This is a genomic window from Actinomadura physcomitrii, from assembly GCF_008923205.2.
GTDB classification, from domain to species: domain Bacteria; phylum Actinomycetota; class Actinomycetes; order Streptosporangiales; family Streptosporangiaceae; genus Spirillospora; species Spirillospora physcomitrii.
This window is the reverse complement of record NZ_WBMS02000001.1, coordinates 251708-278487: the sequence shown is the minus strand read 5'-3', so window position 1 is coordinate 278487 and position 26780 is coordinate 251708. Positions and strand designations below refer to the sequence as shown.

At 69.9% G+C, this 26780-nt stretch carries 25 protein-coding genes, 1 tRNA gene and 1 pseudogene; 15 read left to right on the top strand and 12 right to left on the bottom strand.

Features of this window, described 5'->3' with window-relative positions; translation table 11 throughout:
* The first annotated feature begins 95 nt into the window (after positions 1-95).
* The gene (locus F8568_RS01260; RefSeq protein ID WP_160573459.1) at positions 96-551 is read left to right on the top strand and encodes an RICIN domain-containing protein; all 456 of its coding nucleotides are present in this window, start codon (positions 96-98) and stop codon (positions 549-551) included.
* A gap of 249 nt (positions 552-800) precedes the next feature.
* Here F8568_RS01260 and F8568_RS01255 read toward each other — a convergent pair whose 3' ends face one another.
* From F8568_RS01255 to F8568_RS50115, 6 genes are all read right to left on the bottom strand, one after another.
* Positions 801-2612, bottom strand: a complete 1812-nt coding sequence (locus F8568_RS01255; RefSeq protein ID WP_151590262.1) for a relaxase/mobilization nuclease domain-containing protein — start codon at positions 2610-2612, stop codon at positions 801-803.
* 37 nt (positions 2613-2649) lie between these two features.
* On the bottom strand, positions 2650-3081 hold the full coding sequence (locus tag F8568_RS01250; RefSeq protein ID WP_151590260.1) for a hypothetical protein: 432 nt from the start codon (positions 3079-3081) through the stop codon (positions 2650-2652).
* 271 nt (positions 3082-3352) lie between these two features.
* Positions 3353-3928: a hypothetical protein gene (locus tag F8568_RS01245; protein ID WP_151590258.1), complete on the bottom strand. Its 576-nt coding sequence runs from the start codon at positions 3926-3928 to the stop codon at positions 3353-3355.
* A gap of 167 nt (positions 3929-4095) precedes the next feature.
* Positions 4096-5364, bottom strand: coding sequence for an MFS transporter (locus tag F8568_RS01240; protein ID WP_160573458.1), 1269 nt, complete (start codon positions 5362-5364; stop codon positions 4096-4098).
* 97 nt (positions 5365-5461) lie between these two features.
* Positions 5462-7252 carry a S9 family peptidase gene (locus tag F8568_RS01235; protein ID WP_151590254.1) on the bottom strand — a complete coding sequence of 597 codons (1791 nt, stop codon included), beginning with the start codon at positions 7250-7252 and terminating at the stop codon, positions 5462-5464.
* Positions 7253-7278: 26 nt separating this feature from the next.
* Positions 7279-8268 carry a LuxR C-terminal-related transcriptional regulator gene (locus F8568_RS50115; protein WP_160573457.1) on the bottom strand — a complete coding sequence of 330 codons (990 nt, stop codon included), beginning with the start codon at positions 8266-8268 and terminating at the stop codon, positions 7279-7281.
* Between the two features lie 285 nt (positions 8269-8553).
* Between F8568_RS50115 and F8568_RS01225 the strand changes: the two genes are divergently transcribed.
* Positions 8554-9288: a hypothetical protein gene (locus F8568_RS01225; RefSeq protein WP_151590250.1), complete on the top strand. Its 735-nt coding sequence runs from the start codon at positions 8554-8556 to the stop codon at positions 9286-9288.
* Between the two features lie 376 nt (positions 9289-9664).
* Entirely contained in the window at positions 9665-10171 is a 507-nt protein-coding gene (locus F8568_RS01220) for a hypothetical protein (protein ID WP_151590248.1), read from the top strand.
* 484 nt (positions 10172-10655) lie between these two features.
* On the opposite strand, the gene F8568_RS01215 is transcribed toward F8568_RS01220, so the two are convergent.
* A tRNA-Gly gene (locus F8568_RS01215) sits at positions 10656-10729 on the bottom strand.
* Positions 10730-10821: 92 nt separating this feature from the next.
* Here F8568_RS01215 and dcd point away from each other — a divergent pair.
* The 4 genes and pseudogenes from dcd (at position 10822) to F8568_RS01195 (ending at position 14710) form a co-directional block, all read left to right on the top strand.
* On the top strand, positions 10822-11397 hold the full coding sequence (gene dcd, locus F8568_RS01210; RefSeq protein WP_151590246.1) for a dCTP deaminase: 576 nt from the start codon (positions 10822-10824) through the stop codon (positions 11395-11397).
* 185 nt (positions 11398-11582) lie between these two features.
* Positions 11583-12851: a quaternary amine ABC transporter ATP-binding protein gene (locus F8568_RS01205; RefSeq protein WP_151590244.1), complete on the top strand. Its 1269-nt coding sequence runs from the start codon at positions 11583-11585 to the stop codon at positions 12849-12851.
* A 178-nt stretch (positions 12852-13029) separates the two neighbouring features.
* Positions 13030-13674 (top strand): annotated as a pseudogene (locus tag F8568_RS01200) (ABC transporter permease); the annotation flags it as partial.
* Between the two features lie 154 nt (positions 13675-13828).
* Positions 13829-14710, top strand: a complete 882-nt coding sequence (locus F8568_RS01195; RefSeq protein WP_236008233.1) for a glycine betaine ABC transporter substrate-binding protein — start codon at positions 13829-13831, stop codon at positions 14708-14710.
* Positions 14711-14861: 151 nt separating this feature from the next.
* Here F8568_RS01195 and F8568_RS01190 read toward each other — a convergent pair whose 3' ends face one another.
* Entirely contained in the window at positions 14862-15620 is a 759-nt protein-coding gene (locus tag F8568_RS01190) for a ZIP family metal transporter (RefSeq protein WP_151590240.1), read from the bottom strand.
* A gap of 129 nt (positions 15621-15749) precedes the next feature.
* Positions 15750-17897 (bottom strand): (Fe-S)-binding protein, encoded by a 2148-nt coding sequence (locus tag F8568_RS01185; RefSeq protein WP_151590238.1) that lies wholly within the window; start codon positions 17895-17897, stop codon positions 15750-15752.
* 315 nt (positions 17898-18212) lie between these two features.
* Here F8568_RS01185 and F8568_RS01180 point away from each other — a divergent pair, with 315 nt between their 5' ends.
* The 6 genes from F8568_RS01180 to F8568_RS01155 all read left to right on the top strand — a co-directional run bounded on the left by F8568_RS01180 (position 18213) and on the right by F8568_RS01155 (position 22506).
* Entirely contained in the window at positions 18213-18803 is a 591-nt protein-coding gene (locus F8568_RS01180; protein WP_151590236.1) for a TIGR03086 family metal-binding protein, read from the top strand.
* Positions 18804-18910: 107 nt separating this feature from the next.
* A complete protein-coding gene (locus tag F8568_RS01175; RefSeq protein ID WP_151590234.1) occupies positions 18911-20155 on the top strand; it encodes an NAD(P)/FAD-dependent oxidoreductase in 1245 nt (414 codons plus the stop codon).
* 49 nt (positions 20156-20204) lie between these two features.
* A complete protein-coding gene (locus F8568_RS01170) occupies positions 20205-20435 on the top strand; it encodes a hypervirulence associated TUDOR domain-containing protein (RefSeq protein WP_151590232.1) in 231 nt (76 codons plus the stop codon).
* Positions 20432-20761 carry a DUF3140 domain-containing protein gene (locus tag F8568_RS01165; protein ID WP_151590230.1) on the top strand — a complete coding sequence of 110 codons (330 nt, stop codon included), beginning with the start codon at positions 20432-20434 and terminating at the stop codon, positions 20759-20761. The genes F8568_RS01170 and F8568_RS01165 overlap by 4 nt, the downstream gene beginning before the upstream one ends.
* A gap of 90 nt (positions 20762-20851) precedes the next feature.
* A complete protein-coding gene (locus tag F8568_RS01160; protein ID WP_151590228.1) occupies positions 20852-21793 on the top strand; it encodes a TIGR01777 family oxidoreductase in 942 nt (313 codons plus the stop codon).
* 59 nt (positions 21794-21852) lie between these two features.
* A complete protein-coding gene (locus tag F8568_RS01155; protein ID WP_151590226.1) occupies positions 21853-22506 on the top strand; it encodes a maltokinase N-terminal cap-like domain-containing protein in 654 nt (217 codons plus the stop codon).
* A gap of 52 nt (positions 22507-22558) precedes the next feature.
* On the opposite strand, the gene F8568_RS01150 is transcribed toward F8568_RS01155, so the two are convergent.
* Both F8568_RS01150 and F8568_RS01145 read right to left on the bottom strand, forming a co-directional pair.
* Positions 22559-22810 (bottom strand): GntR family transcriptional regulator, encoded by a 252-nt coding sequence (locus tag F8568_RS01150; protein ID WP_151590224.1) that lies wholly within the window; start codon positions 22808-22810, stop codon positions 22559-22561.
* A gap of 197 nt (positions 22811-23007) precedes the next feature.
* Complete coding sequence (locus tag F8568_RS01145; protein ID WP_151590222.1) at positions 23008-23265, bottom strand: winged helix-turn-helix domain-containing protein; 258 nt, start codon at positions 23263-23265, stop codon at positions 23008-23010.
* 158 nt (positions 23266-23423) lie between these two features.
* On the opposite strand from F8568_RS01145, the gene F8568_RS01140 reads away from it, so the two are divergent.
* Positions 23424-23705: a hypothetical protein gene (locus tag F8568_RS01140; RefSeq protein ID WP_151590220.1), complete on the top strand. Its 282-nt coding sequence runs from the start codon at positions 23424-23426 to the stop codon at positions 23703-23705.
* A 121-nt stretch (positions 23706-23826) separates the two neighbouring features.
* On the opposite strand, the gene F8568_RS01135 is transcribed toward F8568_RS01140, so the two are convergent.
* On the bottom strand, positions 23827-25035 hold the full coding sequence (locus F8568_RS01135) for an acetyl-CoA C-acetyltransferase (protein ID WP_151590217.1): 1209 nt from the start codon (positions 25033-25035) through the stop codon (positions 23827-23829).
* 125 nt (positions 25036-25160) lie between these two features.
* Between F8568_RS01135 and F8568_RS01130 the strand changes: the two genes are divergently transcribed.
* Positions 25161-26780: 3-hydroxyacyl-CoA dehydrogenase (locus F8568_RS01130; protein WP_151590644.1), on the top strand; the 1620-nt coding region annotated here is incomplete at its 3' end.

Genomic DNA, 26780 nt, shown 5'->3' with positions numbered 1-26780 from the left:
CCGTGGTCCGACGGATCGAGACGCAATGCGATCCACAGTCGACCGACGGAGCCCGTCATCACAACCGCGAGAGAACTGGAATGGAGCACACGATCATGAAACGCAGCATCGCGCTGTTCGCGTGCGGCGTCGCCGCCGCTTCAGTGTCCGGCCTGGCCGCCCCGCACGCCGTCGCCGAAGAGGGATTCGTGCAAATCATCCACGTACAGGACAACACCTGCCTGCACGTGAACGGCGCCTCCGTGACCCTCGAAGGCAGCTGCGGTCCGAAGTCCGCGCAGCGGTGGGACATGCCCGACAAGGACGGAACCATCCGCCTGCACGACGACCACAACGTCTGCCTCGACAGCAACGCCGCCGGCCAGGTCTACGCCCGAGCCTGCAACGGCGGCGCCTACCAGTCCTGGTGGCGAAGCCGCACTCCCCTCAGCAGCACCTGGATGCTGAAGGACGCCGCCACCGGCCGGTGCCTCGACGGCAACAAGGGCGCCGTCTACACCTCCGTCTGCAGCAAGAGCAACGGCTACGAGAGGTGGCGCTTCCAGAACTGATCACCCACGGGCGCCGGGAATCCTTCAATTCCCGGTGCTGACCAGATCGGGAAGCAATCCCTGATCCGGGCGCCCCTACCTCACCACTCCCCTCTCCTGAGGTAGGGGCGCCCCACATCGGCGGGTGCCGAGCCGGTTCACGGTGCGCCAGCGGACGCACCGATACCGCGACCGCGCGACCGGCCAGATCGCTGACCTCGCCGCACCGGCCCTCTGGCTCGCAATCCCTTCGTCAGGCCTCACTCTCGTTCAGAGCCCCTTTCTGTTCCGGACGGGGCGAACGGGCCCCGTTTGTGCTGGTCTGGCGGCGGGGGTCATTGGAGCCCACGGCATTGGGAAGCCGGCCATGGCCAGGCTCACCTGCGAGGGCGTGGCCGTCGGTTCGCTCTGTCGGGGCATGGGGGTGCCCGCGGCGGATCTCGCTTCGCGGACGTGAACGGCTGCTCTCCGGGCGGCGTCGGCCTGGGCTTGGCGCTGCTGGAGCCAGCGGAGCTCGGCGATGGTGTCGAGCAAGGCGATGAGGTTCGCGACGAGCATCATGCTGGTCACTGCCGTCCGGTTTCTGAGCGAGCCTGTGATCGCGAGAAGCCGCGCCGTGGTGCGCAGGGCGTCACCGGCAGGCGTCGGCCGCGGGATGCGCCCGTAGGGCGCGCGGGCTGCGCGGTCGTAGGCGTCGGCTGCGCGGCGCAGGTGATGGTTGCCGGTGGCCTGGGCGGCGGCGTGAAGGGCATCGGACGCCGCCCAGCAGGCGTCTTGCGCCGCGTACGGGTTGGTGGCCAGATGCCGGCGGATCTCCGCGGTGGCATGGGCGGCGGCGCGGGCTGCATCGTCGTATATGGCTTGCCGCTCTTCCTGCGTCAGGTCGTCGTGCTCGAGGGGCGGCTCGGGGTGAGCGGTGCCTGTTGACCAGCGCTGCTGGAGGCGGGACAGCGAGAGGCCGGCGGCGAGGCGGCTGCCGGGGATCCAGGCTGGCTCGTCGCTGTGGTGCTCGGTGGGGAACGCGACGGCGTAGCCGGTGATCTGGCCGGGATCGAGCCGGCTGTATCGGGGCTTCACCCAGAGGCCGTCGTCTTGGAGCCGCCGCATGAACTCGGCGGTCGTCCTGGACTTGTCCGCGGCGCGGCGGACGGTTGTCCGTAGCAGGACGCGTTTTGTCCGCGCGGACAGGTGCCGTCCGTCCAGCGGACCGGCAGCGGACGGCGCGCGGACAGAGCCGTCCGCGTTTGTCCAGCGGCGGCGGAGCCGGGGCAAGGTGAGGTCGGCGGCGAGTTTGCCGCCGCCGTACCAGACCGGCTGGCCTTCGGCGTTGACGTCGCCGGCCAGGGCTACCGCGTACCCGGTGACCTGGCCGGTCGTCCGCTGGCTGTACCGCCGCCGGACCAGGACGCCCTCGGTTGTGAGGCGGTCGAAGAACTCTTCTTCGCTGCGGGCTCCGGCTGCGGCCGTCTGGACGGTGCGGTGCAGGAGCGTACGGGACGGCACCGCCTGGCCGCGGCGGACGGCCTTCTCGGTCTCGCCGCGCTTGGGACGGCGGGCGGCCGTCCGGTCCGCCGGGGCCGTCGACCGCAGGCCGTAGCGCTGCTCCACCGCCCGGCAGGCGTCCCGGACCCGGTACCCGTCGTTCCACACCTCCGGACGGATGCCGTCCGAGCGGGCAAGCGTCGCGACGATGTGGACATGGTCGTCGGCGTGGCGAACGGCGATCCAGCGGACGGCCTCGAGATCCCCATCGGGGGCGAGGCCCGTCCGGTGCATGATCTCGGTCGCGACCTGCGCCCACTGGGCATCGGTCAGGATCGGGTCCTCGGGGGCGGCTCGGACGGCGCAGTGCCAGACGGGCTTGCGGTAGTTGCGCTCACCGAGCAGCGCGAGCGGTTGGGTCAGTAGGCCGTCCAGGCGGCGAAAGTCGCGGCCGTCAGGTCCCGTCGGTGGTTCTAGATCGGTCGGGTCATCGAAGCCGGCGACGATGTGCGGGTCGCGATGCTCGCCGTTGGCGCCCGGGCCATAGAGGTAGCGGAGCAGCCCCTGGACCCGGACGCCGCGCAGTACCTTCCCGATCACCTGGTAGGACTCGCCGCTGGTAGCGACGCCGGTGTCGTCATGGCAGCCGGCTCCTCAGCTCGTCGGCCAGATCATCGAGCTTGCGGACCGTCTGCGCCGCGGCCCGGGCATACCAGCACAGCGTCGGAGACAGTTCCCCTGAGTTCCAGGCGGCGACCGCCTGGTTGAGGTTGACCCCGATCCGCTGTGCCTGTGCGCGTGCGTGCAGCACCTCCTGCAGCACTTCCCGCAGTTCATGTGAATCCGCGCGCCTCTTCCCCTCCGCCGCGGCCAGAAGCGTCATCGCCGCCCATGCGCCCGCCGCCAGCTTCTCGTTCGCGGCGGCTTTCGCCAGCGAGGCGTACTCCTCATCCGATAGCGCGATGAACAACGCCCGGTTTCGTCGAGGGCTGTGCAGCGTCCTTCGGTTGCGTCGTGTCGCCGTTTTCGGTGTCCGGTTCGTTCGGTCTTGTGTCATCAGCTCCTTCACTCCGGATCGCGCCCGATCCGTCTACCTCGCTGCTGACCGCGCTTGGTCAGCAGAGACATCCTTAGGAAGTCCATTTCTTGCCCTGCGCGAGCAGAGGCCGGTGCGGACCTGTCTCCCCTCGCCGACCCGGCGAGGGGAGCGTCCGAGGGCGTCGCCTTCGACACCCTCGAACGACTCGCCTTCCGTTCGCTGGGGGAGGTCCGCGCGTCAGGGCAGCCGCCAGGAGCAGGGGCCAGCTTGATGCGCCGACATGGCCTTGCAGTTACGCGGGTTACAGCTCCCGACGTGGATGCGGTGGCTTGGGGTGCGGACGAGGATCCGGCGAGGATGGGGCCGCGGGCGGGCCGGACAACACGTCGCCGATGCCGTGCGGGAAGTCTCTGGCCGCCGGCCGGATGTCGGACGCGACACCCTCGGCCTGCTCGTCAGGCAACGTCTGGCTCTCGTCGTGGGTGTGCTGCAGTGCTCCCGGCTCGGTCTCGGGCCCGTGGATGCCGGAGAGCGCAGCCTGGGCCTGGCGGAAGGACTCGCCGAGGTTCATGGACTGCTCGCCGGCCTTGGCGAGCGCATCGTGCGCTATCAGGACGGTCGGGACCGGGTCGTCGCCGCGATAGTGCAGGAGCCGTCCGGCGTCGAGTTCTCGGTTGAGGAAGGCGTCCAGCTGCTCGGCCGTCCCGACGAGTCGGAACGCGGTCTTGGCCAGGTCGCCGAGGATCCTGTAGGCGGTCTCAGGTCTCGTCAGACCGGGCGGCCCTTGGGTCAGGTTGTTGAGCGCGCGAGCGCGTTCATGCAGCTCGCCCGCGAGAAGTTCCGTGCGCTCGTTCGTGGGGGTCTCGTGATCGACCATGAGGTCCTCCGGTTCGTTGTCACAGGGGCCATGCAGACTTCCTCTCTGTGGATGACAAGGGACGACCTAGAAACGTGTGAGGTCGTTTGCGCTCCATACTGCAGGAGGTGACGGGCTGGCGCCACTCTCACGCTCGGCGTGGCGCTCCGCCGTCGCTTGCGCCGGCGTCAATCACCGTGGGGCGGTGAATCGACGTACGCCGGAGCTGACAGGGGCAGAGCCGCACGTGTAGAGGACGAGACGGCCTGGAGGTGCAGGATCAGGAGGGAGCAGCCGGTTGCGAGGACGGTGATCACGCTCGCGCAGAGGACGGTGGGCTGGGGGCCGAGGCGCTCGACCAAGGGGCCGGCGGTCAGGAGGGTGACGGGCATCAAGGCGTAGCTGGCGATGATGTTCCAGCTGTTCACGCGGACGAGGACGTCGGGGGCGAAGGTGTCCTGGAGCGCAGTCGTCCAGAGCACGTAGTAGATCGCTTCGCACGCTCCGGGGAGCACGGCGGCGCCCGCCAGAAGAATCCACGGGGTCTCGACGCCCATGAGGAGCATGGGGATCGCCCCGGCGGCGGGAAGTGCCGCGGCGGTGAGGATAAGCCGCGACGGTTTCCAGCGGGCGCCGATGAAGGCACCGACCAGGGCACCGGTGTACTCGCAGGCGGAGACGATGCCCCACGCTCGCGCGCCGCCATGGCCATGGGCCATGTAGACCGGACCGGCGATCGAGTCGTAGCAGACCATCGCGATGATCACGACGGTGTACTGCAGCGTCATGATCCAGACCCAGCGGTGCGCAGTGAATTCGTGCCAGCCGATGCGCAGGTCACGCAGGACGCCGCGGCGGGCTTGCTGCCAGCGCGGTGTGCGGAGGCGGCCCAGGAGCAGCGCGCTGACCGCGCACAGGATTCCTCGCGTGGACGCCGCCCACCCAGGGCCGAGGGCGGTAACGACCATCCCGGATGAAGCGAGACCGATGAGCAGGCCGATCGATTCGGTCTGGTTGATGATCGCGTTGCCGCCGAGCCGCCCGTCGCCGGCCACCAGGTCGGCGACAATTCCCCGGATCGTCGGCAGGAACATCGCTGTGGCGATGCCCGACAGGAATCCCAGCGTGCAGAGCAGCGGAAGCGGTGCTTGCTTGGTCAGGATGCAGATACCGAGAGCCAACCATGCAACACAGGTGATGGCCTCGGCGGCGACGAGGATGTGGTGGCGCCGGAAGCGGTCCCCGGCGACGCCGGTGAAGATGATGAGCAGTGCAGGAAGCGAGTTGCAGGCAAGGACGAGGGAGAGCCCGCCGGGGCCGTATCCGAGGCCCAAGACTCCCCAGGCCAGAGCCAGTTCGCCGAACCCGACACCGGCGCTGGAGACGAGGCGCGCGATGAACAGCGGCGCTATATCCGGATCCTTGAACAAAGCCAAGGGCGACAGGAGTTTGAGCACTGCAGAACGGTAGCCGGCGGAGCTATATATACACCGCTTCCTTTCCTTGCTCTTGACGAGAAACAGTGGGGAAATTGGCGTGGTGACAGGTGGTTATCTACAAGAGGTGGCTGCAGAGAAACTGCGCGATCTCTTCGTAGGCTCGTAGTTCGTTCTCACGGTTAGTGAAGCCGTGGCCTTCGTCTTCGAAGACGTCGTAGCGGACATCGACGCCGTGCTCGCGCAGGCGGGCAACGAATCGGTCGGCTTCTGAACGAGGGACCCGGGGATCGCGTGCGCCTTGCAGGACGAACACCGGTGCTGTGATGGAGTCGGCGTAGGTGATCGGTGAGCGCCGTGTCAGGTACTCGGCGTGGGTTTCGGGGTCACCGAGGACGGTGGCAACGAAGTTCTTCCAGGTCGGGGGGCACGCGCGAGCAAGAGTGACAAGATTGGTCGGTCCGCACAGCGAGACCCCGGCGGCCCAGTTGTGCGGCAGCCTCGCCAGGCACGAGAGTGCTGCGAAGCCGCCATAGGAGCCACCCATCACGGCGATGCGGTCACCGTCGATTCCAGGGTCGGCTTGCAAGTAGCGGGCGGCGTGGGCGAGGTCGTCGAGGTCGGGGCCGCCCCAGTCGCGGTAGATGAGCTTCTGGTGCGCTTTCCCGTATCCGGTGGACCCAGCGATGTTGGGTGCAAAGACAGCGATGCCTCGGCTCACCAGGTGCTGGTACAGGCCCGAGCGCAGATACATGGGTCGCTCTTGTGCTTCGGGGCCGCCGTGAATCGACAGCAGAACCGGGTGAGGGCCCGGAGACGTCGGCCGGTACACAAGAGCGTGCACGCTTCGTCCCGCCGATGCCGGATAGACGACAGGCTCCGGCTCAACCGGTTCGAAAACCCTAAGCGCGGGCGGGCGGGCGTCGGTGAGGTACCGAAATTCCTCTGCCGGATCCAGGGCTGCAATTTCGGCAGGCCGGGTGGCGGTATCGAAGAGGACGACGATCGGCTCGGCTGCGGGGGCGATCGCTAGAGCTGCGATCACGCCCGGTGGCATAGAAGGAAGTTGCAGCACGTCCCGGCCCTGACGAGCATGAAGGACGGACCGGCCGTCCTCGTTGACCGACCACACGAGCGTGTCGCCGGCGACGTCGATGTGCTCGACGTCCCAATCGTGACGGGTGACCGTTTCTAGCTCTCGGGTGGTGAGACGGTAGAAGGCAGCCGAGGTGTACTCGCCCCACAAGTCCGTGCGCAGGTAGAAGCCGGACGAGTCTGCTGCCCACACGGCGGGCTCGAAGAACCCGTCCCCATGCTCGGTAGTGACGCACACCGGTTCGGCCGCCGCGTCCTGGAGGTCGATCAGGTAGGCGTCCACCTGACTGTTGGAACGAAAACCCCCGGCCAGCAGCCACCGCCCGTCCGGCGAGATCCCGACCGGCTCGAACACCACTCCCGCCGGCGGCTGGATACGCCGCTCAGACTCCTCGGCCAGGTCCCGGATCAGGACGTCCTGGACGGTGGCGTCACGGTCATTGGCGGCGTAGACCAGAAAACGGCCAGCGGCGTCGAACGGCGAGGTCGCCAGAACGCGCTGGCAATCGCGTCCCGAACTGATCTCGATGGGGCCTTCGTCGTCCAACCCGATGCGGTACAGCCGGTACTGCTCATCGCCCTCACGGTCGGCGGCGAACACCAGGCTCTTGCCGTCCGGCGCCCACGCGATCCGCCGGACGGCCTGATCGACCAACCGAGTCAGCTGCCGAGGCTCGCCGCCGCCGACCGCGACGGTCCACAGATCGAAGTGCCCACCGGCATTGCCGGCATAGGCCACCGTGCGCGCGTCCGGAGACAGCGCCAGGGTCGGTTGGAAGCCTTGTCGGGGCACGAAGTCCCGGTAGCCGGGCATGGCGACCTTTCCAGGGTTTATGGGGGTCACTTGATCCAGCCGCGGCGGACGGCGGCGACTCCAGCGGCGAAGTGGTGGTTGTTGTGGCCGAGTTTCGCGCGGATGGTCGCCGAGTGCCGCCGCACCGTGGACAGTCCCATTCCCGTCCGCCTGGCGATGATGGCGTCCGGGACGCCTTCGACGAGCAGGCTGAGGACCTTTTGCTCCTTGTCGCTCAGCGGGCTCTCGGCGCTGGCGGCCCCGAGCGGGACCGCGCGTTCCCACAGCATCTCGAAGTACTCGCGCAGCGCTCCGGCGATGACCGAGGAGCGGATCAGCAGCGCGCCGGACATCCCGGTCGGGGTCAGCGGCAGCATCGCGATCGACTCGTCGGCGAGCTTCATCTTCATGCCGATTCGCGGTAGCAGTCGAGCCTCCTCCCCTGCCTCGACAGCGATCTCAATCGTCTTGAGGCCGACGGGATGCTCCGCGCAACCGCTCTCGTAGATCGCCCGGCACCGAACGTGGCCGTCAAAGGACGGCGGAGGCGGCACCGCGGTCAGCTCGTCCATCGGCCGCTCGACGGACTGGTTGTCCAAAGTCATCCAGTCGTGCCGGGCCGCGCTGATCAGGGCTCGGGAGACTGTGCTGATCTCTTCCCGGTCCGTGATGATCCGGACGAGACGGTCTGCGGACTCGGTGACCGCCGAACTCGTCCACGGGTGCGTCTCGGCCATGCGACGCTGCCCGTCCAGCAGACGCTCCTGATCGGCCACCAGCCGGCGCGTCAGTTCCGCGAGCGTGCCTTGCAGCGCAAGGTCGGGCGGGACGGGCACAAGCCGCTGCGGCAAGGCCGGCCCGGACGAACTGACGTGCGCCATCCCCGATCTCGTCAGCGCCTCGACCTGCCCGATTCCGCCGAGCAGATCCGGCGCCTCGTCGCGCGGGCAGGACCCCTCCGCGAGCAAGCGTGTGTACGAGGCGAGTAGTTCGTCCGGTACGACGCCTTTCAACAACCGTGTCGCTTGCTGCTCCACCTCAGAGCTCACTCGATCACCTCCGATCGCAGAGAGTAGCGACTCGAAGCGTAAGAGTGACATGACCTGGCGGGTGAGTGTTTCGCGTCAACGAGCAGAAGTCGCCACGCCGCTCCATGCAGGCGCCAGGGCCCATCCTCGCTTGGACTCCAAGCGTCCAGCCCCCTGAAGAGCCTCCGTCCGCGCTGGTCAATTGCGACCACGACGAGTTTTGCTCATGCCCGTGACCTGCGGTTATCCGGTTTCATCTGCCCTGTCAGCGCCAACAACCGACCGGGAGCGAGCATGACGAACGATTCCACGCCGACCGGCAGTCAGGGTGACCGCCTGGCCGACCGGGACCTCGCGAAGCACCGCCGACCGCGGCTGATCCCCGCCAGAAGACCATCCATTCCAAACGGACTGTCATCACGAACGTCTCAGAGCCGCTTCCGCGCCCTCCTTCAGCATCGTGCCGTCCACAGGCCACAGACGACAAAGACGAATGATCTTCTGATCAAGCTCTTCGGTGCTCCGCAAGGAGCAGGCCTGGTCGGCCCGGGGGCCGAAGGCTTCGAGCGAGCCGCGTTCGTCGAGGCGATCGCGTGCCCTGCCGGCGTTGCGCAAGTCGTCATCGAATACGCGGACCTCTACCGCCTCTTCGGCGGTGCGGCCGCACGTGACCTCGAGGAGGCTCTCGAATCCCGTATCTACTCGGCCGAAGCACTCGAGGACGCCATCGAACACATCGAGTCCAGGACCGATCCGGTGCCGATCGGTAGCGCAGGCGCAAAGCCCGACCAGGCTCCGACTCTGGCCTGGTTCGCGACACCCCGCCAAGACGCCGATGTCGTCCACCACACCCTTCAGGCCCAGCGGAAACCGAACCTGACCGCACTCATCTCCGGTCCTTGGGCCTACGGCCCGACGCACCTGATCGAAGCCGACGGCCCCTGGAAGCCTCCACGCCGGTCGATCGAGCTGCTCTCACGTCAGCAGGCGGTCGCCAAGCTGACCCAAGGGCCCGCCCCGGGAGCCTAAGCGGCACGCATCACAGCAGCGGACCTCGCATCTCGTTCAGGGGAAGTGCGGGTCTCTTGCAGGGAGCGCTGAGCTGGGAATGAGGCTCCTATCAGGCGAGCGGGGCCCGCTAGAGTCGCTCCAGAGCCGCACCTGATCGTGTCAGGATGAGTCGATACGGCACATACTCGATGACCCGGGTCGGCTGACTCCCCGTGCGCGGCGCTTCCTCAACTCTTATGCCACCCATCAGCCGTTCGACGTCTCGGCTGATCCTGGGAACGAGATTCTCCGTTCCCAACTGCGGGAGCATCACGAGGCCGGTGACGACCGGGCGCTGCGCCTGCTGCGCGAGGCCCAGCAGCGTTACGGCGGGCTGGCCTTCTACAACCCGGCCGTGCATTTCCGCGAACGCATGGTCTTCGAGCCTCGGCCCGACTTCGGTGGGGCCAGGGACGAGCCGTGGATCGACCTGGTCGAACACAGCACGGCGATCCCCTGGTCAATCCTGCTCAGGGCGGATGGGGCCGTCGCGTACACGGTAACCGGCCCAGGCTGGACGCCCGAGGACGTGGTCAAGGTGTTCGCCCATCCCGATGCGCTGATCGAGGACGCCGCATTGCACGAGGAATCGGCAAGCTGGGCCTGGAAACGGTCCGAGGCGATCAGCCTGTCCGATGCCGAGCGACTCCGGGAGCGCGCCCGCGGGCTCCCGCTCTTGGAAGAAGGAACGGGGCTGACGCAATGGTGGTGGGAGGACGAAGGCTTTCGCGTCTTCCTGTCGACCACGATGGGCCGACTATTCCCTGCACAGCAGAGACCCACCTGCACCCTCGACGTGTGGGCCAAGACAGCACGCGAAGCCCAAGCGGCCGAGGCCCGACTGCTGAGCCGTCTGGGATAGCCGGACGCCCCAACAAGACCCACCCGGGTGCAACTCTCCTGTAGAGCCCCATTGAGCTGGGCAAATCAGTCCCTGCGGTAGAGCCCCACCCCATCCAGCAAGGCGTTGCTGTCGGCGCAGGAAGCGATCACGAGGCTGGGAGCTCACATCCGATCGATCTAGATGCACCGAGGGCGGCGGGGTTGGGGGAGGCTGCCTTTCCGGCCTGACCGCCCCGCAGAACTCGTCGAGCCGGCCCCGCGGCCTACCCCGCGACAAAGGGGTGTGGCTAGCGCCTGAGTACGGCTGTCGTCGACCCACCGGGGGGAGCTGCGTGCCCGGCGGAGCGGGATGTCCACTTCGAGGGCTTCGAGAGGTTCGTTCCGGGCGCCTGCGTGGCACGGGATGTCACATGATCAAACCGAGTCTCATTGACATCTGATTGACATGCGATCTTGAGACAAGATCACCAAGGCTCTAACGAGGCTGTGACCTGGGGAAACACTGGAGCGGGTGACGGGAATCGAACCCGCGCTGTCAGCTTGGGAAGCTGAAGTTCTACCATTGAACTACACCCGCGTGGCGGGTGGTCGGGGCCGCCCGCGCTTGGACATCGTACCGGAAAGTCGGGTGCGGCGTGGTGGGGGATGCGGGTGGGATAGCTTTTCGGGGTGCTGCTCTCCGATCGCGACATCAGGTCCGAGCTCGAGTCCGGGCGGGTGAAGATCGACCCGTACGAGCCGGGCATGGTCCAGCCGTCCAGCGTCGACGTGCGGCTGGACCGGTACTTCCGGGTGTTCGAGAACCACCGGTACCCGCACATCGACCCGGCTGTGGAGCAGCCGGATCTGACGCGGCTGGTGGAGGTGGACGCCGAGGAGGCGTTCGTGCTGCATCCCGGGGAGTTCGTGCTGGCCTCGACGTACGAGGTGTTCGGGCTGCCCGACGACCTGGCGGCGCGGCTGGAGGGGAAGTCGAGTCTGGGGCGGCTGGGGCTGCTGACGCACTCGACGGCGGGGTGGATCGACCCGGGGTTCAGCGGGCACGTGACGCTGGAGCTGTCGAACGTGGCGACGCTGCCGATCAAGCTGTGGCCGGGGATGAAGATCGGGCAGATGTGCCTGTTCAGGACGAGTTCGCCGGCGGAGTACCCGTACGGGTCGGAGCGGTACGGGTCGCGGTATCAGGACCAGCGGGGGCCCACGCCGTCGCGGTCGTATCTGAACTTTCACCGCACCGAGGTGTGACGGCGGGCACGTGACACAGATCACCCGAAGATGAAACATCTTCTCGGGACGGGTAGTTTCGAGCGACGCACAGCCTTGGCACTTGGTTGACAGCCTTTTTGCATCGAGGTCGTCGACGGGTGCCGGACGGATGAGGGCTACCCGTTTCCGCGCCGCCTCCGGGTGTGGGAACACGGAAGGAGATCGTGTCCATACTCCGCGCGGAAAGCGTCACGAAGCTGTTCGGCCGGAAGGCGGCCGAGGCGCAACGAAAACTGAAGGCGGGAGCGGATCTGCAGGACGTCCGCTCGCTGGGCGTCACTCCCGCCGTCGTGGACGCCACGTTCGAGGTCGAGCAGGGCGAGATCTTCGTGGTGATGGGCCTGTCGGGGTCCGGTAAGTCCACGTTGATCCGGATGCTGAACGGGCTTCTGGAGGCCACCTCCGGGACCGTCGAGATCGATGGCCAGGATATCGCGAAGCTGTCGCCGAAGGCGCTGCGAACGCTCCGGCAGGACAAGATCAGCATGGTCTTCCAGCACTTCGCGCTCTTCCCCCATCGGTCCGTCCTGGCGAACGCGGCGTACGGGCTTGAGGTCCGCGGTGTCGCCAAGGAGGAACGAGAGGGAAAGGCGCGGGAGTTCCTGGGGCTGGTCGGGCTGGCGGGCTGGGAGGACAAGCTCCCCGGCCAGCTGTCCGGCGGCATGCAGCAGCGGGTCGGGCTGGCGCGCGCGCTGGCGGCGGGCACCGACATCATCCTGATGGACGAGGCGTTCAGCGCGCTGGACCCGCTGATCCGCCGCGAGGTGCAGGACCTGCTGCTGGATCTGCAGGGCCGGTTCGGCAAGACGATCGTGTTCATCACGCACGACCTGAACGAGGCCATGCGCATCGGCGACCGGATCGCGGTGATGCGGGAGGGCCGGATCGTGCAGATCGGCACGGCCGAGGAGATCCTGACGGACCCGGCGAACGACTATGTCGCCCAGTTCGTCGCGGACGTCGACCGGACGCGGGTTCTGACGGCGTCGTCGGTGATGGAGCAGCCGCTGGTGACGGTGCCGGCGTCGACGGGGCCGCGGACGGCGCTGCGGACGATGCGCGAGCACCAGACCGACGCGGCGTTCGTCGTCGGCCGGGACCGCAAGCTGGTCGGCAAGGTGAAGGCCGCGGTGATCGCGGACGCGGTCCAGGAGAACGTGCAGAAGCTCGACGGCCTGATCGACCCGGAGGACCTGGAGCCGGTGCCGCCGGACACGCCGGTCGCCGACCTGTTCCAGCGGTGCGCGGAGAGCGACCTGCCGGTGCCGGTGGCGGACGAGGCGGGGACGCTGCTCGGGGTGATCCCGCGGGTGACGCTGCTGGCGGCGCTCGGCGCGATCAGCACGCACGTGGACGATGTCGTCGATACGGGCGGCGAGGACGCGGCGGAGCCGGCGCTCGCGCTGACGAAGGAGGGTTCCGTTGACGACTGACGTGCTCGCGAGCGAGCTCCCCCGGGTGCACGTCGGCGACTGGTTCGACAGCCTGGTCACCTGGTGCACCGACAACCTGGGCTGGCTGTTCGACGGCATCGGGTCGGCCATCGACTGGGCGGTCGGCGAGCTGACCGACCTGCTGAACCTGCTGCCGCCGCTCGGGCTGACGGTGGTGCTGGCGCTGATCGCCCTGGCGGTGAGCGGCTGGCGGCTCGGCGTCTTCACGCTGGTGGGCTTCGGGCTGATCGACAGCATGGAGCTGTGGGATCCGGCCATGGAGACGCTGGCGCAGGTGATCGTGGCGGCGGTGATCGCGGTGGTGATCTCGATCCCGATCGGCATCGCCGCGGGCCGCAACGACGTGGTGAGCCGGATCGTCCGGCCGGTGCTGGACTTCATGCAGACGATGCCGGCGTTCGTGTACCTGATCCCGGCGATCTTCTTCTTCAGCATCGGCGCCGTCCCGGGCGTCGTGGCGACCGTGATCTTCTCGCTGCCGCCCGGGGTGCGGCTGACGGAGCTCGGCATCCGCGGCGTGGACCCGGAGATGGTCGAGGCGGGCGAGGCGTTCGGCACGCCGCCGATGCGGGTGCTGACCCGGATCCAGATCCCGCTGGCGATGCCGTCGATCATGGCGGGGGTGAACCAGCTGATCATGCTGGCGCTGTCGATGGTGGTCATCGCGGGCATGGTCGGCGCGGGCGGGCTCGGCAGCGAGGTGCTGGAGGGCATCCAGCGGGTGGACATCTCCAAGGGCTTCGAGGGCGGCCTCGGCGTCGTCGTCCTGGCGATCTACCTGGACCGCCTTACCGGGGCGCTGGGCGAGGGCCCGAGCCTGCTGCGCTCGCTGTTCGCGCGGGGCCGGGCCGGCGGGGCCGCCGAGGCCCCGGAGCGGGCCGCCGCCACCGCGGACGCCCTGCGCTGACCCGCGCACGATCTTTCCCACCCCCTGCAAGGCGACGAAAGGAAGGGCATTGCGTCCTAAGTTCAAGGTCCTGGCCGCGGCGGCGATGGCGCTGGCGCTCGGCGCGACCGCGAGTGCCTGTAACGGCTCGGACGACAAGAAGAACAGCAAGGACATCACCATCGGGTCGGTCTCCGGCTGGGCGGAGGGCGAGGCCGCCACCGCGCTGTGGAAGAAGATGCTGACCGACAAGGGCTACAAGGTCACGGTGAAGGAGCTCGACACCGGCCCGCTGTACGCGGGCATGTCGAAGGGCGACGTCGACCTGTACATCGACTCGTGGCTGCCGAACACGCACGAGGACTACTGGAAGCAGTACGGCGACAAGCTGGAGAAGGTCGGCATCTGGTACCCGTCGGCGCCGCTGACGATCGCCGTGCCGGACTACTCGCCGCTGCACTCGCTGACCGACCTGAAGGGCAAGGGCTCCCAGTACGGCGGCAAGATCATCGGCATCGAGAAGAGTTCGGGGCTGTACCGGGTGTCGCAGGAGAAGATGCTCCCGGCGTACGGCCTGGACAAGGAGTACACGGTCACCACGTCGTCGACGGCGGCGATGCTGACCGAGCTGCAGAAGGCGATCAGCGCCCACAAGGACATCGTCGTCACGCTGTGGCGCCCGCACTGGGCGTACTCGAAGTTCCCGATCCGGGACCTGCAGGACCCGAAGGGCGCGATGGGCAAGCCGGACGGCATCAACACCATCGCGCGCAAGGGCTTCTCCAAGGACGAGCCGCAGGTGTCGGCCTGGCTCAAGAAGTTCAAGATGGACGACAAGCAGCTCGGGACCCTCGAGGACCTGATGCAGAACCAGTACAAGGGCAAGCCGGACCAGGCGGTGGACGCGTGGTTGAAGGCGAACCCGGGCTACGAGCAGTCCATGACGGGCTGACGATGCGTCGTCCCGTCCCCTAGGGAACGTTCCAGCGTTCCTGAAGGCGTCAGGGGGCCGTCCGGAACCACCGGACGGCCCCCTGCCTTTTCCGGAGCGTTCTGGACCGTTTCACGGCTTTCTGGACTGTCCCGACCGCGCGGAGTTCCGTTCAGCCCGCGAGGCCGACGCTGAAGACGACCACGGCGAGGCCGAGGCCGGTGGCGCACAGCGTCATCACGCGCGGGTGGCCGCTGTGCGCCTCCGGCAGGATCTCGGCGGCGGACAGGTACAGCAGGACGCCGGCGAACAGCCCGAGGTAGGGGCCGAGGACGCCCTCCGGGACCGTTCCAAGCCGGGTTAGCGCGGCCCCGGCGACGGGCGCGGCGGCGTCGGCGACCAGCAGGGCCAGCGCGGGACGGCGGTCCCGGCCGCCGAGGGAGGCCGCGGTGAAGGTGTTGAAGCCGTCCGCGAAGTCGTGGGTGATGACGGCGAGCGCGACGAACGCGCCGGTCCGCGTGCCGGACTGGAAGCCGAGTCCGATGCTGAGGCCGTCCACCAGGCTGTGCCCGATGAGCGCGAACGCGGCGAGCAGCCCGGCGCCGCCCGCGCCGCCGTCCGGGTGGCCGTGGCCGTGCGCGTGGACGTGCGGGGCGTACTCGCCCTCATGGGCGCGGTGGATAGCGACGGCCTGCTCGACGACGTGCAGCAGCAGGAACCCGGCGGCGAAGCCGATCATCGGGGCGGGGACGCCGAGCGGCCGGTCCCGGGACAGCTCCAGCGACTCGGGGATCAGGTCGAACGCGACGACGCCGAGCATGAGACCGCCGGCGAGGCCGAGGACGAGATGCCGCTTGTCGCGCACCCGCATCGCCGCGAGCCCGCCGGCGAGCGTCATCAGGAATGCCAGGGCGGACACGAGCACGGCCATCCCCTGGTCTTACCAGCCGTTCCGCGGATCAGTCCTCCCGCCGCGTCCATGATCGGCTACGGAACGCTTGACCATGGGAGAGGCCCCGGCCCCCGCCGGAGCGGGGTCCGGGGCCTCGGCCACGACACGTTACTCGGCGGCCACGGGCTCCTTCTCCTGGGCGGTGCCTTCGCCCTTGATGGAGCGGATGAGGAGCTGGGAGACGTCGACGACCTCCAGGGACTCCTTGGCGTCGCCGGAGTTCTTCTTCTCGTTGATGGCGTCGCCGAGCATGACCAGGCAGAACGGGCACGCGGTGGAGACGGTGTCGGGGTCGGTGGTCAGCGCCTCGTCCACGCGCTCGGTGTTGATGCGCTTGCCGATCCGCTCTTCCATCCACATCCGGGCGCCGCCGGCGCCGCAGCAGAACCCGCGGTCCTTGTGCCGGTGCATCTCCTGCGTCTGGACGCCCGGGACGGTGGCCATGATGTCGCGGGGCTGCTTGTAGACCTTGTTGTGGCGGCCCAGGAAGCACGGGTCGTGGTAGGTGATCTTCTCCTCGATCGGGGCGACCGGGGTGAGCTTGCCCTCCTCGACCAGGTGCGCGAGCAGCTGGGTGTGGTGGACGACCTCGTAGTTCCCGCCGATCTGCGGGTACTCGTTGGCGAGGGTGTTGAAGCAGTGCGGGCAGGTCGCCACGATCTTCTTCACGCCCGCGTCGTTGAGCGTCTCGACGTTCTGCTGGCCGAGCATCTGGAAGACGAACTCCATGCCCAGGCGGCGGGCCGGGTCACCGGTGCAGGCCTCCATCGGGCCGAGCACCGCGAACTTGACGCCCGCGATGTGCAGCAGCTCGGCGACGGCCTTGGTGGTCTTCTTGGCCCGGTCCTCCAGGGCGCCGGCGCAGCCGACCCAGAACAGGTACTCGGTGTCCTCGGCGACCTTGTCGTCGACGACGTCGACCTCGAAGTCCAGCTCCTCGATCCACTCGAGGCGCTTCATCTCGGACATGCCCCACGGGTTGCCCTTGTTCTCCAGATTCTTCAGCATGACGCCGGCCTCGGACGGGAACGAGGACTCGATCATGACCTGGAAGCGGCGCATGTCCAGGATGTGGTCGATGTGCTCGATGTCGACCGGGCACTGCTCGACGCACGCGCCGCAGTTGGTGCACGACCACAGCACGTCGGGGTGGATGACGCCGTCCTCGCCGACGAGCTCCTTGTCGACCTGCATGGCGAGCTTCTGCTCGTCGGTGAACTTCTCGCGGGCCTCCTCGGAGGCCTGGATGTAGGGGGCCTTGGCGAGGGCGTGGTCGCGCAGCTCCAGGATCACCATCTTGGGCGACAGGGGCTTGCCGGTGTTCCAGGCGGGGCACTGGGACTGGCAGCGACCGCACTCGGTGCAGGTCGCCATGTCCAGGAAGCCCTTCCAGGTGAAGTCCTCGATCTTGCCGCGGCCGAAGACGTCCTCGTCGGGGTCGGCCTCCTCGAAGTCGAGCGGCTTGCCGCCGGACATCATCGGCTGCGCGGGGCCGAGCCCGTCGGGGCGGCGCTTGAACATCACGTTCAGCGGGGCGAGGAAGATGTGCAGGTGCTTGGAGTGCACCACGAACACCAGGAACACCAGCGCGACGCCGATGTGCAGGAGCAGGCCGATGGACTCCAGGACGTCCAGCGTGTCGTGGCTCAGCCCGTCGAACAGATGCCCGACGGTCCAGGAGAAGTAGGCGCCCTTGCCGTAGTCGAGGTTGCCGTTGGCCCACTCCGCGCCGCGGTAGAAGAACATCGTCCAGATCACGTTGAAGATCATGAACAGCGTGATCCAGGCGCCGGACAGGTGCGAGCCCTTGAACCGGGACTTGCGCTCCAGCCGCTTGGGCGAGTTCTTGATCCGGATCGAGGTGAACACGATCAGGCCCGCGGTGCAGGCCAGGGCGATGGTGTCCTGGACGAACCCGATCGGCGGCCAGGTCTGCAGCCAAGGGATCTTCTCGTCCAGGCCCGCCAGCAGCGCGACCGCCGCCTCCAGGTAGACGGTGGCCAGCAGGAAGAACGCCCACATCACCGCGGCGTGCGCGGACCCGGCCAGGGTCCACTTCAGCAGTTTGCGCTGCCCCAGGACCTCGGTGACCTGGCCCTCGATGTCGGCCTTCTTGTCCCGCTTGACCTGCAGCACGCGCTCGGGGTCGGGCTGCCCGGCCATGGCCGTGTTGTACAGGAACAGCACCCGCCGGCCGGCGAGTGCCAAGGCGACCGCCGTTCCGGCGAGCCCAATGACCAACGTGATCCAGAACACTGTTCCGTCCTCCTGGGGTACGGGCGATGGCAGTCAGCGTAGGGCTCGCGACAGACCGCATCTCATCCGGGGCCCGAATACTACTCGGCAGTAGCTTATGTGGTCACACGCGCAGGTCAGTACGCCTCTCGACCGGTTCGCGGCCGGTGGGCCGCTAACTGCCGTTCTGTCGTCCCCATACCTTACGGATCCCGCGCACCGATGAGTATCGGCCGGTTCCCGAGTCAGAACCAGATGACGAGGGCCCGTCCGGCCGCGTTCCCGCCCGGCGGGACGCCGGCGCGGCGGGCCGGACCGACGAAGGAGAGACCGCCGATGACCCAGAACCCCGACCTCGCGCCCGCCGCCCGCCGGCTGGCGGAGCTGCTCGGCGCCGTCCGCGACGACCGGCTCGGCGCGCCGACGCCCTGTGCGGACAGCTCGCTCGCGACGCTCATCGACCACGTCGACGGGCTGTCGCTGGCGTTCGCGCAGGCCGCGGCCAAGGACATCGCCGAGGGCGGCTCGCAGCCGCCGGTCCCGGACGGGGCGAACCTGGCGCCCGACTGGCGGGCCCGCGTCCCCGAGCGGCTCGGCGCGCTCGCCGCCGCCTGGGGCGACCCGTCCGCGTGGGAGGGGATGACGGAGGCCGGCGGCGTGCAGATGCCCGCGCAGGTCATGGGACGCGTCGCGCTGAACGAGCTGGTCGTGCACGGCTGGGACATCGCGGCCGCCAGCGGGCAGCCCTACGCCTGCGGCGCCGAGGAGGTGCAGGAGTGCCTGGTGTTCGTCGGGCAGGCCGTCGAGCAGAACGGCGGCAAGGGCACGCCGGGGCTGTTCGGGCCGCCCGTCGCCGTCCCTGACGGCGCGTCCCCTCTCGACCGGCTGATCGCCCTCACCGGCCGCGACCCGTCCTGGACCCCCTGACCTCGAGGTTCGCGCCGGGGTCGGCGGGATGACCGGCGGTTCGGCGGGCATGACGACCAGGCGAGCGACCGGAGCCGCCGGCGGGGGCCGGCCGAGGGGGGCGCACGATGGCGGAGGACGTCGTCATTGTCGGAGCGGGGCTGGCCGGGCTGGCCTGCGCGGTGCGGCTGCACGAGAGAGGAGTGCCCGTCCGGGTGCTGGAGGCGTCGGACGGGGTCGGCGGCAGGGTCCGCACCGACCTCGTCGACGGGTTCCGCCTCGACCGCGGGTTCCAGGTGTTCAACACCGGCTATCCGGAGGCGGCGCGCCTCCTCGATCTCGAGGCCCTCGACCTGCGGCCGTTCTCGTCGGGGCTGCTGGTCGTCCACGGGCGGCAGCGGGAACGGGTGATGCTGCCCTGGCGGCACCCGGAGCACGCGCTGAGCGGCGTGTTCGCCCGCGTCGGGACGCCCGCCGACAAGGCGGCGCTGGCGGCGATGACCGTCCGCGACATGGCCGCGTCCGGCTCCTGGCTGCGCGACGGCCCGGACCGCCGCACCCGCGACGAGCTCCGCGTCCGGGGCATGTCGGACGAGATGATCGAGGGGCTGATGCGCCCGTTCATGGCGGGCGTCCTGCTGGAGCGCGAGCTGGAGACCTCCAGCCGGTTCTTCCACCTGGTCTGGCGGTCGTTCGCGCGCGGCACCCTCTGCGTCCCGGCGCTCGGCATGGGCCGCATCCCCGAGCAGCTCGCCGGGCGGCTGCCGGCGGGGACGATCTCCCTGAACACCGCCGTTCAGGAGATCGTCGACGGCGGCGTGCGCATCTCCGGCGGCGGCACCGTGCGGGCGAGCGCCGTGGTCGTCGCCACCGACCCGCGCCGGGCCGCCGCGCTGCTGCCCGAGATCGAGGCGCCGGCGATGCGCGACGTCACGACCTTCTACCATTCGGCCCCCGCCTCGCCGCTGGGCGAGCCGATCCAGATCATCGACGCGGACGCCGTCATCACCGACACGCTGGTCCTCACCGACGCGGCTCCGGGCTACTCCTCCGACGGCCGCGCGCTCATCTCGACGTCCGTGCTCGGCACCGGGATCGACGAGGCGCGCGTGCTGGACCGGCTCGGCGAGATCTACGGCGGCACGTCCGGCTGGCGGCTCGTGGCCGAGTACCCGATCGTGGGCGCGCTGCCCGCGATGCCGCCGCCGCTGCGGATGCGCCGTCCGGTGCGGCTGGGCGCCGGGCGGTACGTCTGCGGGGACCACCGCGACACCGGCTCCATCCAGGGCGCCCTGGTGTCCGGGCGGCGCGCCGCGCAGGCCGTGCTCGCCGACGCAGCGCGGCTGAGCGGCGCCGCCCTGCACCCGGCATGATCCGGTTTTCTGGCTGATAGTGCCAGGTCACGGGGGGTACGACCGCCGCATGGGCAACGAACGCGAAGCGAACTTCGGCGTGGGCGACGAGGTCACGTGGCAGAGCCACGGATCGACCGCCGAGGGCACCGTCGAGAAGAAGATCACCGACCGGCGGGAGGAGGCCGGGCGCACCGTCGCGGCCTCCAAGGAGGAACCGCAGTACCTCGTGCGCAGCGCCAAGAGCGGCGAGACGGCCGTCCACAAGGCCGCGGCGCTGCGCCGGAAGGGGGCGACATGACCGACGACCGGGACGCCGTGGCGGCGCGGTTCGGAGAGGTCGTCAACATGACGCCCAAGGAGCTGGAGGACTGGCTGGAGACCGAGGAGTCCGGGTCCGTGGGCCAGAAGGACGGCGGGGGCGAGTCGGCCGGCCACGCGTCCGGCCGCCGGATCGTCGAGCTGATGCACGCCAGGAGGTCCGACCTGTCCGACGAGGACTACGCGCACATGAACAAGGTGGTCGGCTACGTCCACCGGCACCTCGCGCAGCGGCCGTCCGGCGACGTCAAGGACAGCAGGTGGCGCTACTCCCTGATGAACTGGGGCCACGACCCGCTGAAATGACGCGCTCCCGCCCGTGTGGCGGCCGTCTCGTTTTTAAACGCGTTCAAAAATCTGCGTTACGCTCGTGGGGGCACGCGGAGGTGGAACGCGATGAAGCTGGTGATCCCCGGCGGCACCGGGCAGGTGGGCACGGTCCTGGACCGCGCGCTCACCGCCGCGGGCCACGAGGTCGTGATCCTGACGAGGCGGCCGGCCGGCGAGCGGCACCTGCCCTGGGACGGCCGGACGCCCGGCCCGTGGGCGGCGGCGGTCGACGGCGCCGATGTCGTGATCAACCTCGCCGGGCGCAGCGTCAGTTGCCGCTACACCCCCGCCAACCTGCGGGAGATGATGGACTCGCGGGTCGAGTCGGCGCGGGTCGTGGGCGAGGCGATCGCCGCCGCGGCGCGTCCGCCCCGGGTCTGGCTCCAGATGAGCACCGCCACCGTCTACGCGCACCGCTTCGACGCGCCCAACGACGAGGCGACCGGCGTCATCGGCGGCGGCGAGCCCGGCGTCCCGCGCTACTGGTCGTACAGCGTCCGGATCGCCGAGGAGTGGGAGCGGGCGCAGCAGCGCGCCGCCACCCCGTCGACCCGGAAGGTCGCGCTGCGCGCGGCCATGGTGATGAGCCCCGACCGGGGCGGCGTCTTCGACGTCCTGCTGCGGATGGCGCGGCTCGGCCTCGGCGGGCCGGTCGCGGGCGGCGCGCAGTACATCTCGTGGATCCACGAGGACGACTTCGTCCGCGCGGTCGAGTTTCTGATCGGCCGGGACGACCTCGACGGGCCGGTGAACCTCGCCGCGCCCGCTCCCCTGCCCCAGCGCGCGTTCATGCGCGCGCTGCGCACCGCGTGGGGCATGCCGGTGGGCCTGCCCGCCACGAAGTGGATGGCGGAGATCGGCGCGCTCGCCCTCCGTTCGGACACCGAGCTGCTGCTCAAGAGCCGCCGCGTCGTCCCCGGACGGCTGCTCGACGCCGGTTTCGCCTTCGAGCACCCGCACTGGCCCGAGGCCGCGGCCGACCTCGTCCGGCAGGTACGCGCCCGCTGACCAGGCGTGCGCCGGGACGTTGGCCCGATCGCCGCGCCGCTCGATGGGAGGATTCCGGCATGGCCGTCATTCACGAGACCACGCTCGAGCCGAGCAAGCTGGAACTGCTGACCGCATGGCTCCCGTCCCGTCCCTGGTACTCCGGCGGGCCGGGCGGACCGGAGCTCGCCAAGGCGGGCGGCTTCCGGCTCGACGACCCCGACGGCGAGGTCGGGATCGAGTTCATCGTGGTCACCGACACCTCGGGCGCGCGGCCGGCCACCTACCTGACGCCCCTCACCTACCGGGGCGCCCCGCTCGACGGCGCGGACCACGCCCTCGTCGGCACCATGGAGCACGGCGTGCTCGGACACCGCTGGGCCTACGACGGCTGCCACGACCCGGTGCTGGCCGCCCAGCTGACGGCCCTGCTCGAAGGCCGCGCCCAGGCCCAGGACCAGAACATCACCGGCGCCCTCGACCGCGAGGTGACCCGCTCCTATCGTGGCGAAGCCCTCACCGGCACGGACTTCGTCCCCACGGCCACCGACGACCGGGACGGCACCGTGCTGACCATGCCGCACGGCGCGTCCCTCCGCGTCCACCGCGCCCTGCACCCCGGCCCGGACGCCGCGCCGCCGGACGCCGTCGGCCACATCGCCGGCACCTGGACGACCCCCGACGGCACCCGCACCCGGTCCGTCCTCGCCGTCCTGCACGCCGCACCCCGTTGACTTGTGGCGTATCGTGGTTATCCGACGCGTCATAACCACGACACGCCACAACTCAACGCTCAGGCTCGGACGGCTTGGCGATCACGAACGTTCCGCGTCCGTGAACGCCCCGGACGAGGCCCTGTTCGCGGAGAAGCCTGATCGCCGCCTCCGCTGTGTTGACGGACACCTTGAACTCGTCCGCCACGGCTCGAACTGCGGGAATGCGGCGGCCCACGGGGTAGACGCCGTCCACGATGCGCGCCGTGAGAACGTCTGCCACCTGCAGGTACAGAGGCTCCATGCCCTCGAGGTCGATGCTCACCCACGGACGCTAGCGCGATCCGGAATTCTGGACGTGTGACGTCGGGCGGCTAGTCCGACTCGGGTGGTATGTCGGGCGCGACGAAGGTGCCGACGCCGTGCACGGCGACCGTCAGGCCGCGCTCCCGCAGCGCCGCCTCACCCGTCCGCGTCGGCACTCCCGCCTCCGCGGCAAGCAAGCGCGCGGACGGCACCCAGTCAGTCGTCCGCCTTGCCGACATTGGACGGCTTGGCGATCACGAACGTCCCGCGTCCATGCGTGGCACGCGTGAGCCCGCGCTCGCGCAGGAGGCGCACCGCGGCTTCAGCGGTGGACTTGCCGACCTTGAACTCTTCGGCGATGGACACGACCGACGGAATACGGGTCCGCAACGGATACGTGCCGTCGCTTATCCGTGCCGTGAGCACGTCCGCGATCTGCTCGTACAGCGGCTCAATCCCGTCCAATTCAGTCATGTTGACACTATAAGCCGCATGGGGTACTGGCAAGTATCTTGGGGATTCACAGGACTCACCAAGACACTTGCCATACGATCGAGGGTCAGAGCGGCCCCGGCGCGGTGCGTCACCACCGCGCCGGGGCCTGGGAACCGACCTCACTGGAGGTCCATTCCATGACCCCTGAGAGTAGAGCGCGGCTTGAGGCGCTGGGCGTGGTTCTGCGGGTGTACCGGCTGCACGCGTCCATGACCGAGGACGGGCTGCGCGTCGTCAATCCGGCGGTGGCGGGGTGCTGCGGGGCGCATCCGTCCGATGTGATCAGCGTCCGGGCGCGGGAGGACGACGGCGGGCGGGCGTGGTTTTACACGTCCTGGCGGCACCCGGTCGCGGAGGTGGAGCGGGTGGTGGACGCGGTGATGGTCATCCGCGGCCTGCTCGACGGGACGCCCCGATGATCGCGGTGTGGGCGTCCGCCATGGGCGTCGTGGCGGTGCTGACGGCGCTGGGCACCGCGTTCGCGATGGAGCAGCGGCGGCCGCGGTACCGGGGGCGGCACCGGGCGATGTTCTGAGCGGGTCAGACGCGCTCGAAGACGGCGGTGAGGCCCTGGCCGCCGCCGATGCACATCGTCTCCAGGCCGTAGCGGGCGTCGCGGCGGTGCATCTCGCGGGCGAGGGTGGCGAGGATGCGGGTGCCGGTGGCGCCGACGGGGTGGCCGAGGGAGATGCCGGAGCCGTTAACGTTGATGCGGTCCCAGTCGGCGTCCTTGACCTTCCACTCGCGGGTGACGGCGAGGACCTGCGCGGCGAACGCCTCGTTCAGCTCGATGAGGTCGATGTCGGCGAGGGTGAGGCCGGCGGCGGCGAGGGCCTTGGCGGTGGACGGGACGGGCCCGATCCCCATCGTGCGCGGCGGGACGCCCGCGCGCGCCCAGGAGACCAGCCGGACGAGGGGGCGCAGGCCGAGTTCGGCGGCGCGCTCCGGCGTGGTGACGATGCACGCCGCGGCGGCGTCGTTCTGGCCGCTGGAGTTGCCCGCGGTGACGGTCGCCTGGTCGTCGCTCCTGGCGAGGACGGGGCGCAGCCTGCCGAGCGTCTCCATGGACGTGTCGGGGCGCGGGTGCTCGTCGGTGTCCACGACGGTGTCGCCCTTGCGGGACGTGACGGTGACGGGGACGATCTCCTCGGCGAACCGTCCGGAGCGCTGCGCCTCGACGGCGCGCTGGTGCGAGCGGACGGACAGCTCGTCCTGCTCCTCGCGGCCGATGCCGTACTCGCGGCGCAGGTTCTCCGCCGTCTCCAGCATGCCGCCGGGCACCGGGTAATTGACGCCGCCGGCGGTGGTGCGGCCCCGGGCGAGGGTGTCGTGCAGTTCGAGGGCGGGGCCGCGCAGGCCCCAGCGCGCGGACGTCGTATAGAACGGCGCGTTGCTCATCGATTCGGTGCCGCCCGCGATGATCAGGTCGCTGACGCCGGTCTGGATCTGCATCGCGGCGTTCAGCACGGACTGCAGGCCCGAGCCGCAGCGCCGGTCGACCTGCACGCCGCCGACCTCGATCGGCAGGCCCGCGTCGAGGGCGGCGACGCGTCCGATGGCGGGGGCGTCGGCGCTGGGGTAGCACTGGCCGAGGAACACCTCGTCGACCGCGTCGCCGGGCACGCCGGTGCGCTCGACCAGCGCGCGGATCACGGTGGAGGCGAGGTCGACGGGCTGGACGGTCTTGAACACCCCGCCGAAACGGCCGATCGGGGTCCGCAGCGGCTCGCAGATGACCGCGGTGCGCATGGCAGGTTCTCCTCAATCCGGGAACGGCGGGCACTCCGCAGGTTATGACCTCGAAGTACGCGCCCCGCGTCCGGGCCGGGGCGCGGCGGAGGGTTGAATGCAGGGCAGGCGAGCGAGGAGGCGCGATGGAGCAGGCCGGGCAGGACTGGGCAGGGCGGGCCACCACGGTCCGGGTGATCGGGGCGGGCGCGATGGGGCGCGGGATCGCGCAGCTCGCGGCGGCCGGCGGGCTGACGGTCGAGCTGGCGGACATCCGGTTCGAGGCCGTGCAGGACGCCGTCGGGCACGTGCACGCGATGTTCGACAAGCTGGTCGCCAAGGGCCGCATGGCGGCGGAGGACGCGGCGGCGGCGAAGGCGCGGCTGAAGCCCGTCGGCGAGCCGCTCACCCCGCTGCAGGACTGCGACCTGGTCATCGAGGCCGTCCGGGAGGATCTGGACACGAAGCGGGAGCTGTTCGCGGCGCTGGAGAAGGCCGCCGATGAGCGGATCCTGTTCGCGACGAACACCAGCTCGCTGCCGGTGACGGCGATCGGCGCGGCACTGCGCGACCCGTCGCGGCTCGCGGGGCTGCACTTCTTCAACCCGGTCCCGCTGATGCGGCTCGTCGAGGTGGTCCCGGGCGCGCGGACGGCCGGGTGGATCCCGGACGCGCTGGCCGAGCTGGTGCGGCGGCTCGGCCACGAACCGGTCATCGCCCCGGACGCGCCGGGCTTCCTCGTCAACCACGCCGGGCGCGGCCTGGTGACGGAGGCGCTGCAGATCCTGTCCGAGGGCATCGCGGAACCGGCCGACATCGACCGCATCGCCCGCGACGTCCTCGGCCTGAAGATGGGCCCGTGCGAGCTGCTCGACCTCACCGGCATGGACGTCTCGCACCCCGTGATGGAGTCGATCTGGACGGGCTTCTACACCGAGCCGCGGTACCGGCCGTCCCGCATCGGCCGCGCGCGCATGGAGGCGGGGCTGCTCGGCCGCAAGTCGGGCGAGGGCTTCTACACGTACGTGAACGGCGTGAAGCAGGAGCCGCCGGAGGCCGCCGCCCCGGCCGTCGACCCGCGCCCGGTCTGGGCGGCCCCGGAGCTGCGGGAGTCGCTCGGCGTCCTGCTGTCGGAGGCCGGGGTGGAGGTCGAGACCGGGGACGAGCCGTCCGGGGCGGCGGTCGTCCTCGCCGACTGGCGCGGCCTGCGCGGCGCCCGCCACCCGGAGCGGACGCTCGGCATCGACACGTTCTTCGGGCTGTTCAGCCGGATCACCCTCATCGTCACGCCCGTCCTCGACCCGGACGCGGGCCGCGCCGGGGTTGCCGCGCTGATCGCGGCGGGACGGTCGGTGAGCGTCGTCCGGGACGCACCCGTGCCCGTCGCGCCGCGGCTCCTCGCGTCGATCGTGAACGTGGCCTGCGGCATCGCGGAGCAGCGGCTGGCCCGCCCGGAGGACATCGACACCGCCGTCCGGCTGGGCCTCGGCTACCCGCGCGGGCCGCTGGAGTGGGGCGACCACGTCGGCGCCGACCGCGTCCTCGACGTCCTGGAGCTGCTGCACACCGACACCGGCGACCCGCGCTACCGGCCGAGCCGGTGGCTGGTCGAGCGCGCGGGCACCGGCCTCGGCCTCACCGAGTCCGGCACCAGCCCGTCCGACCTCCTCCGTTGGGGTGTGGGGGGGGGGGGGGGGGGGGGGGGGGGGGGGGGGGGGGGGCGCCCCCCCCCCCGCCGCGGGGGGGGGGGGGGGGGGCCCCCCACA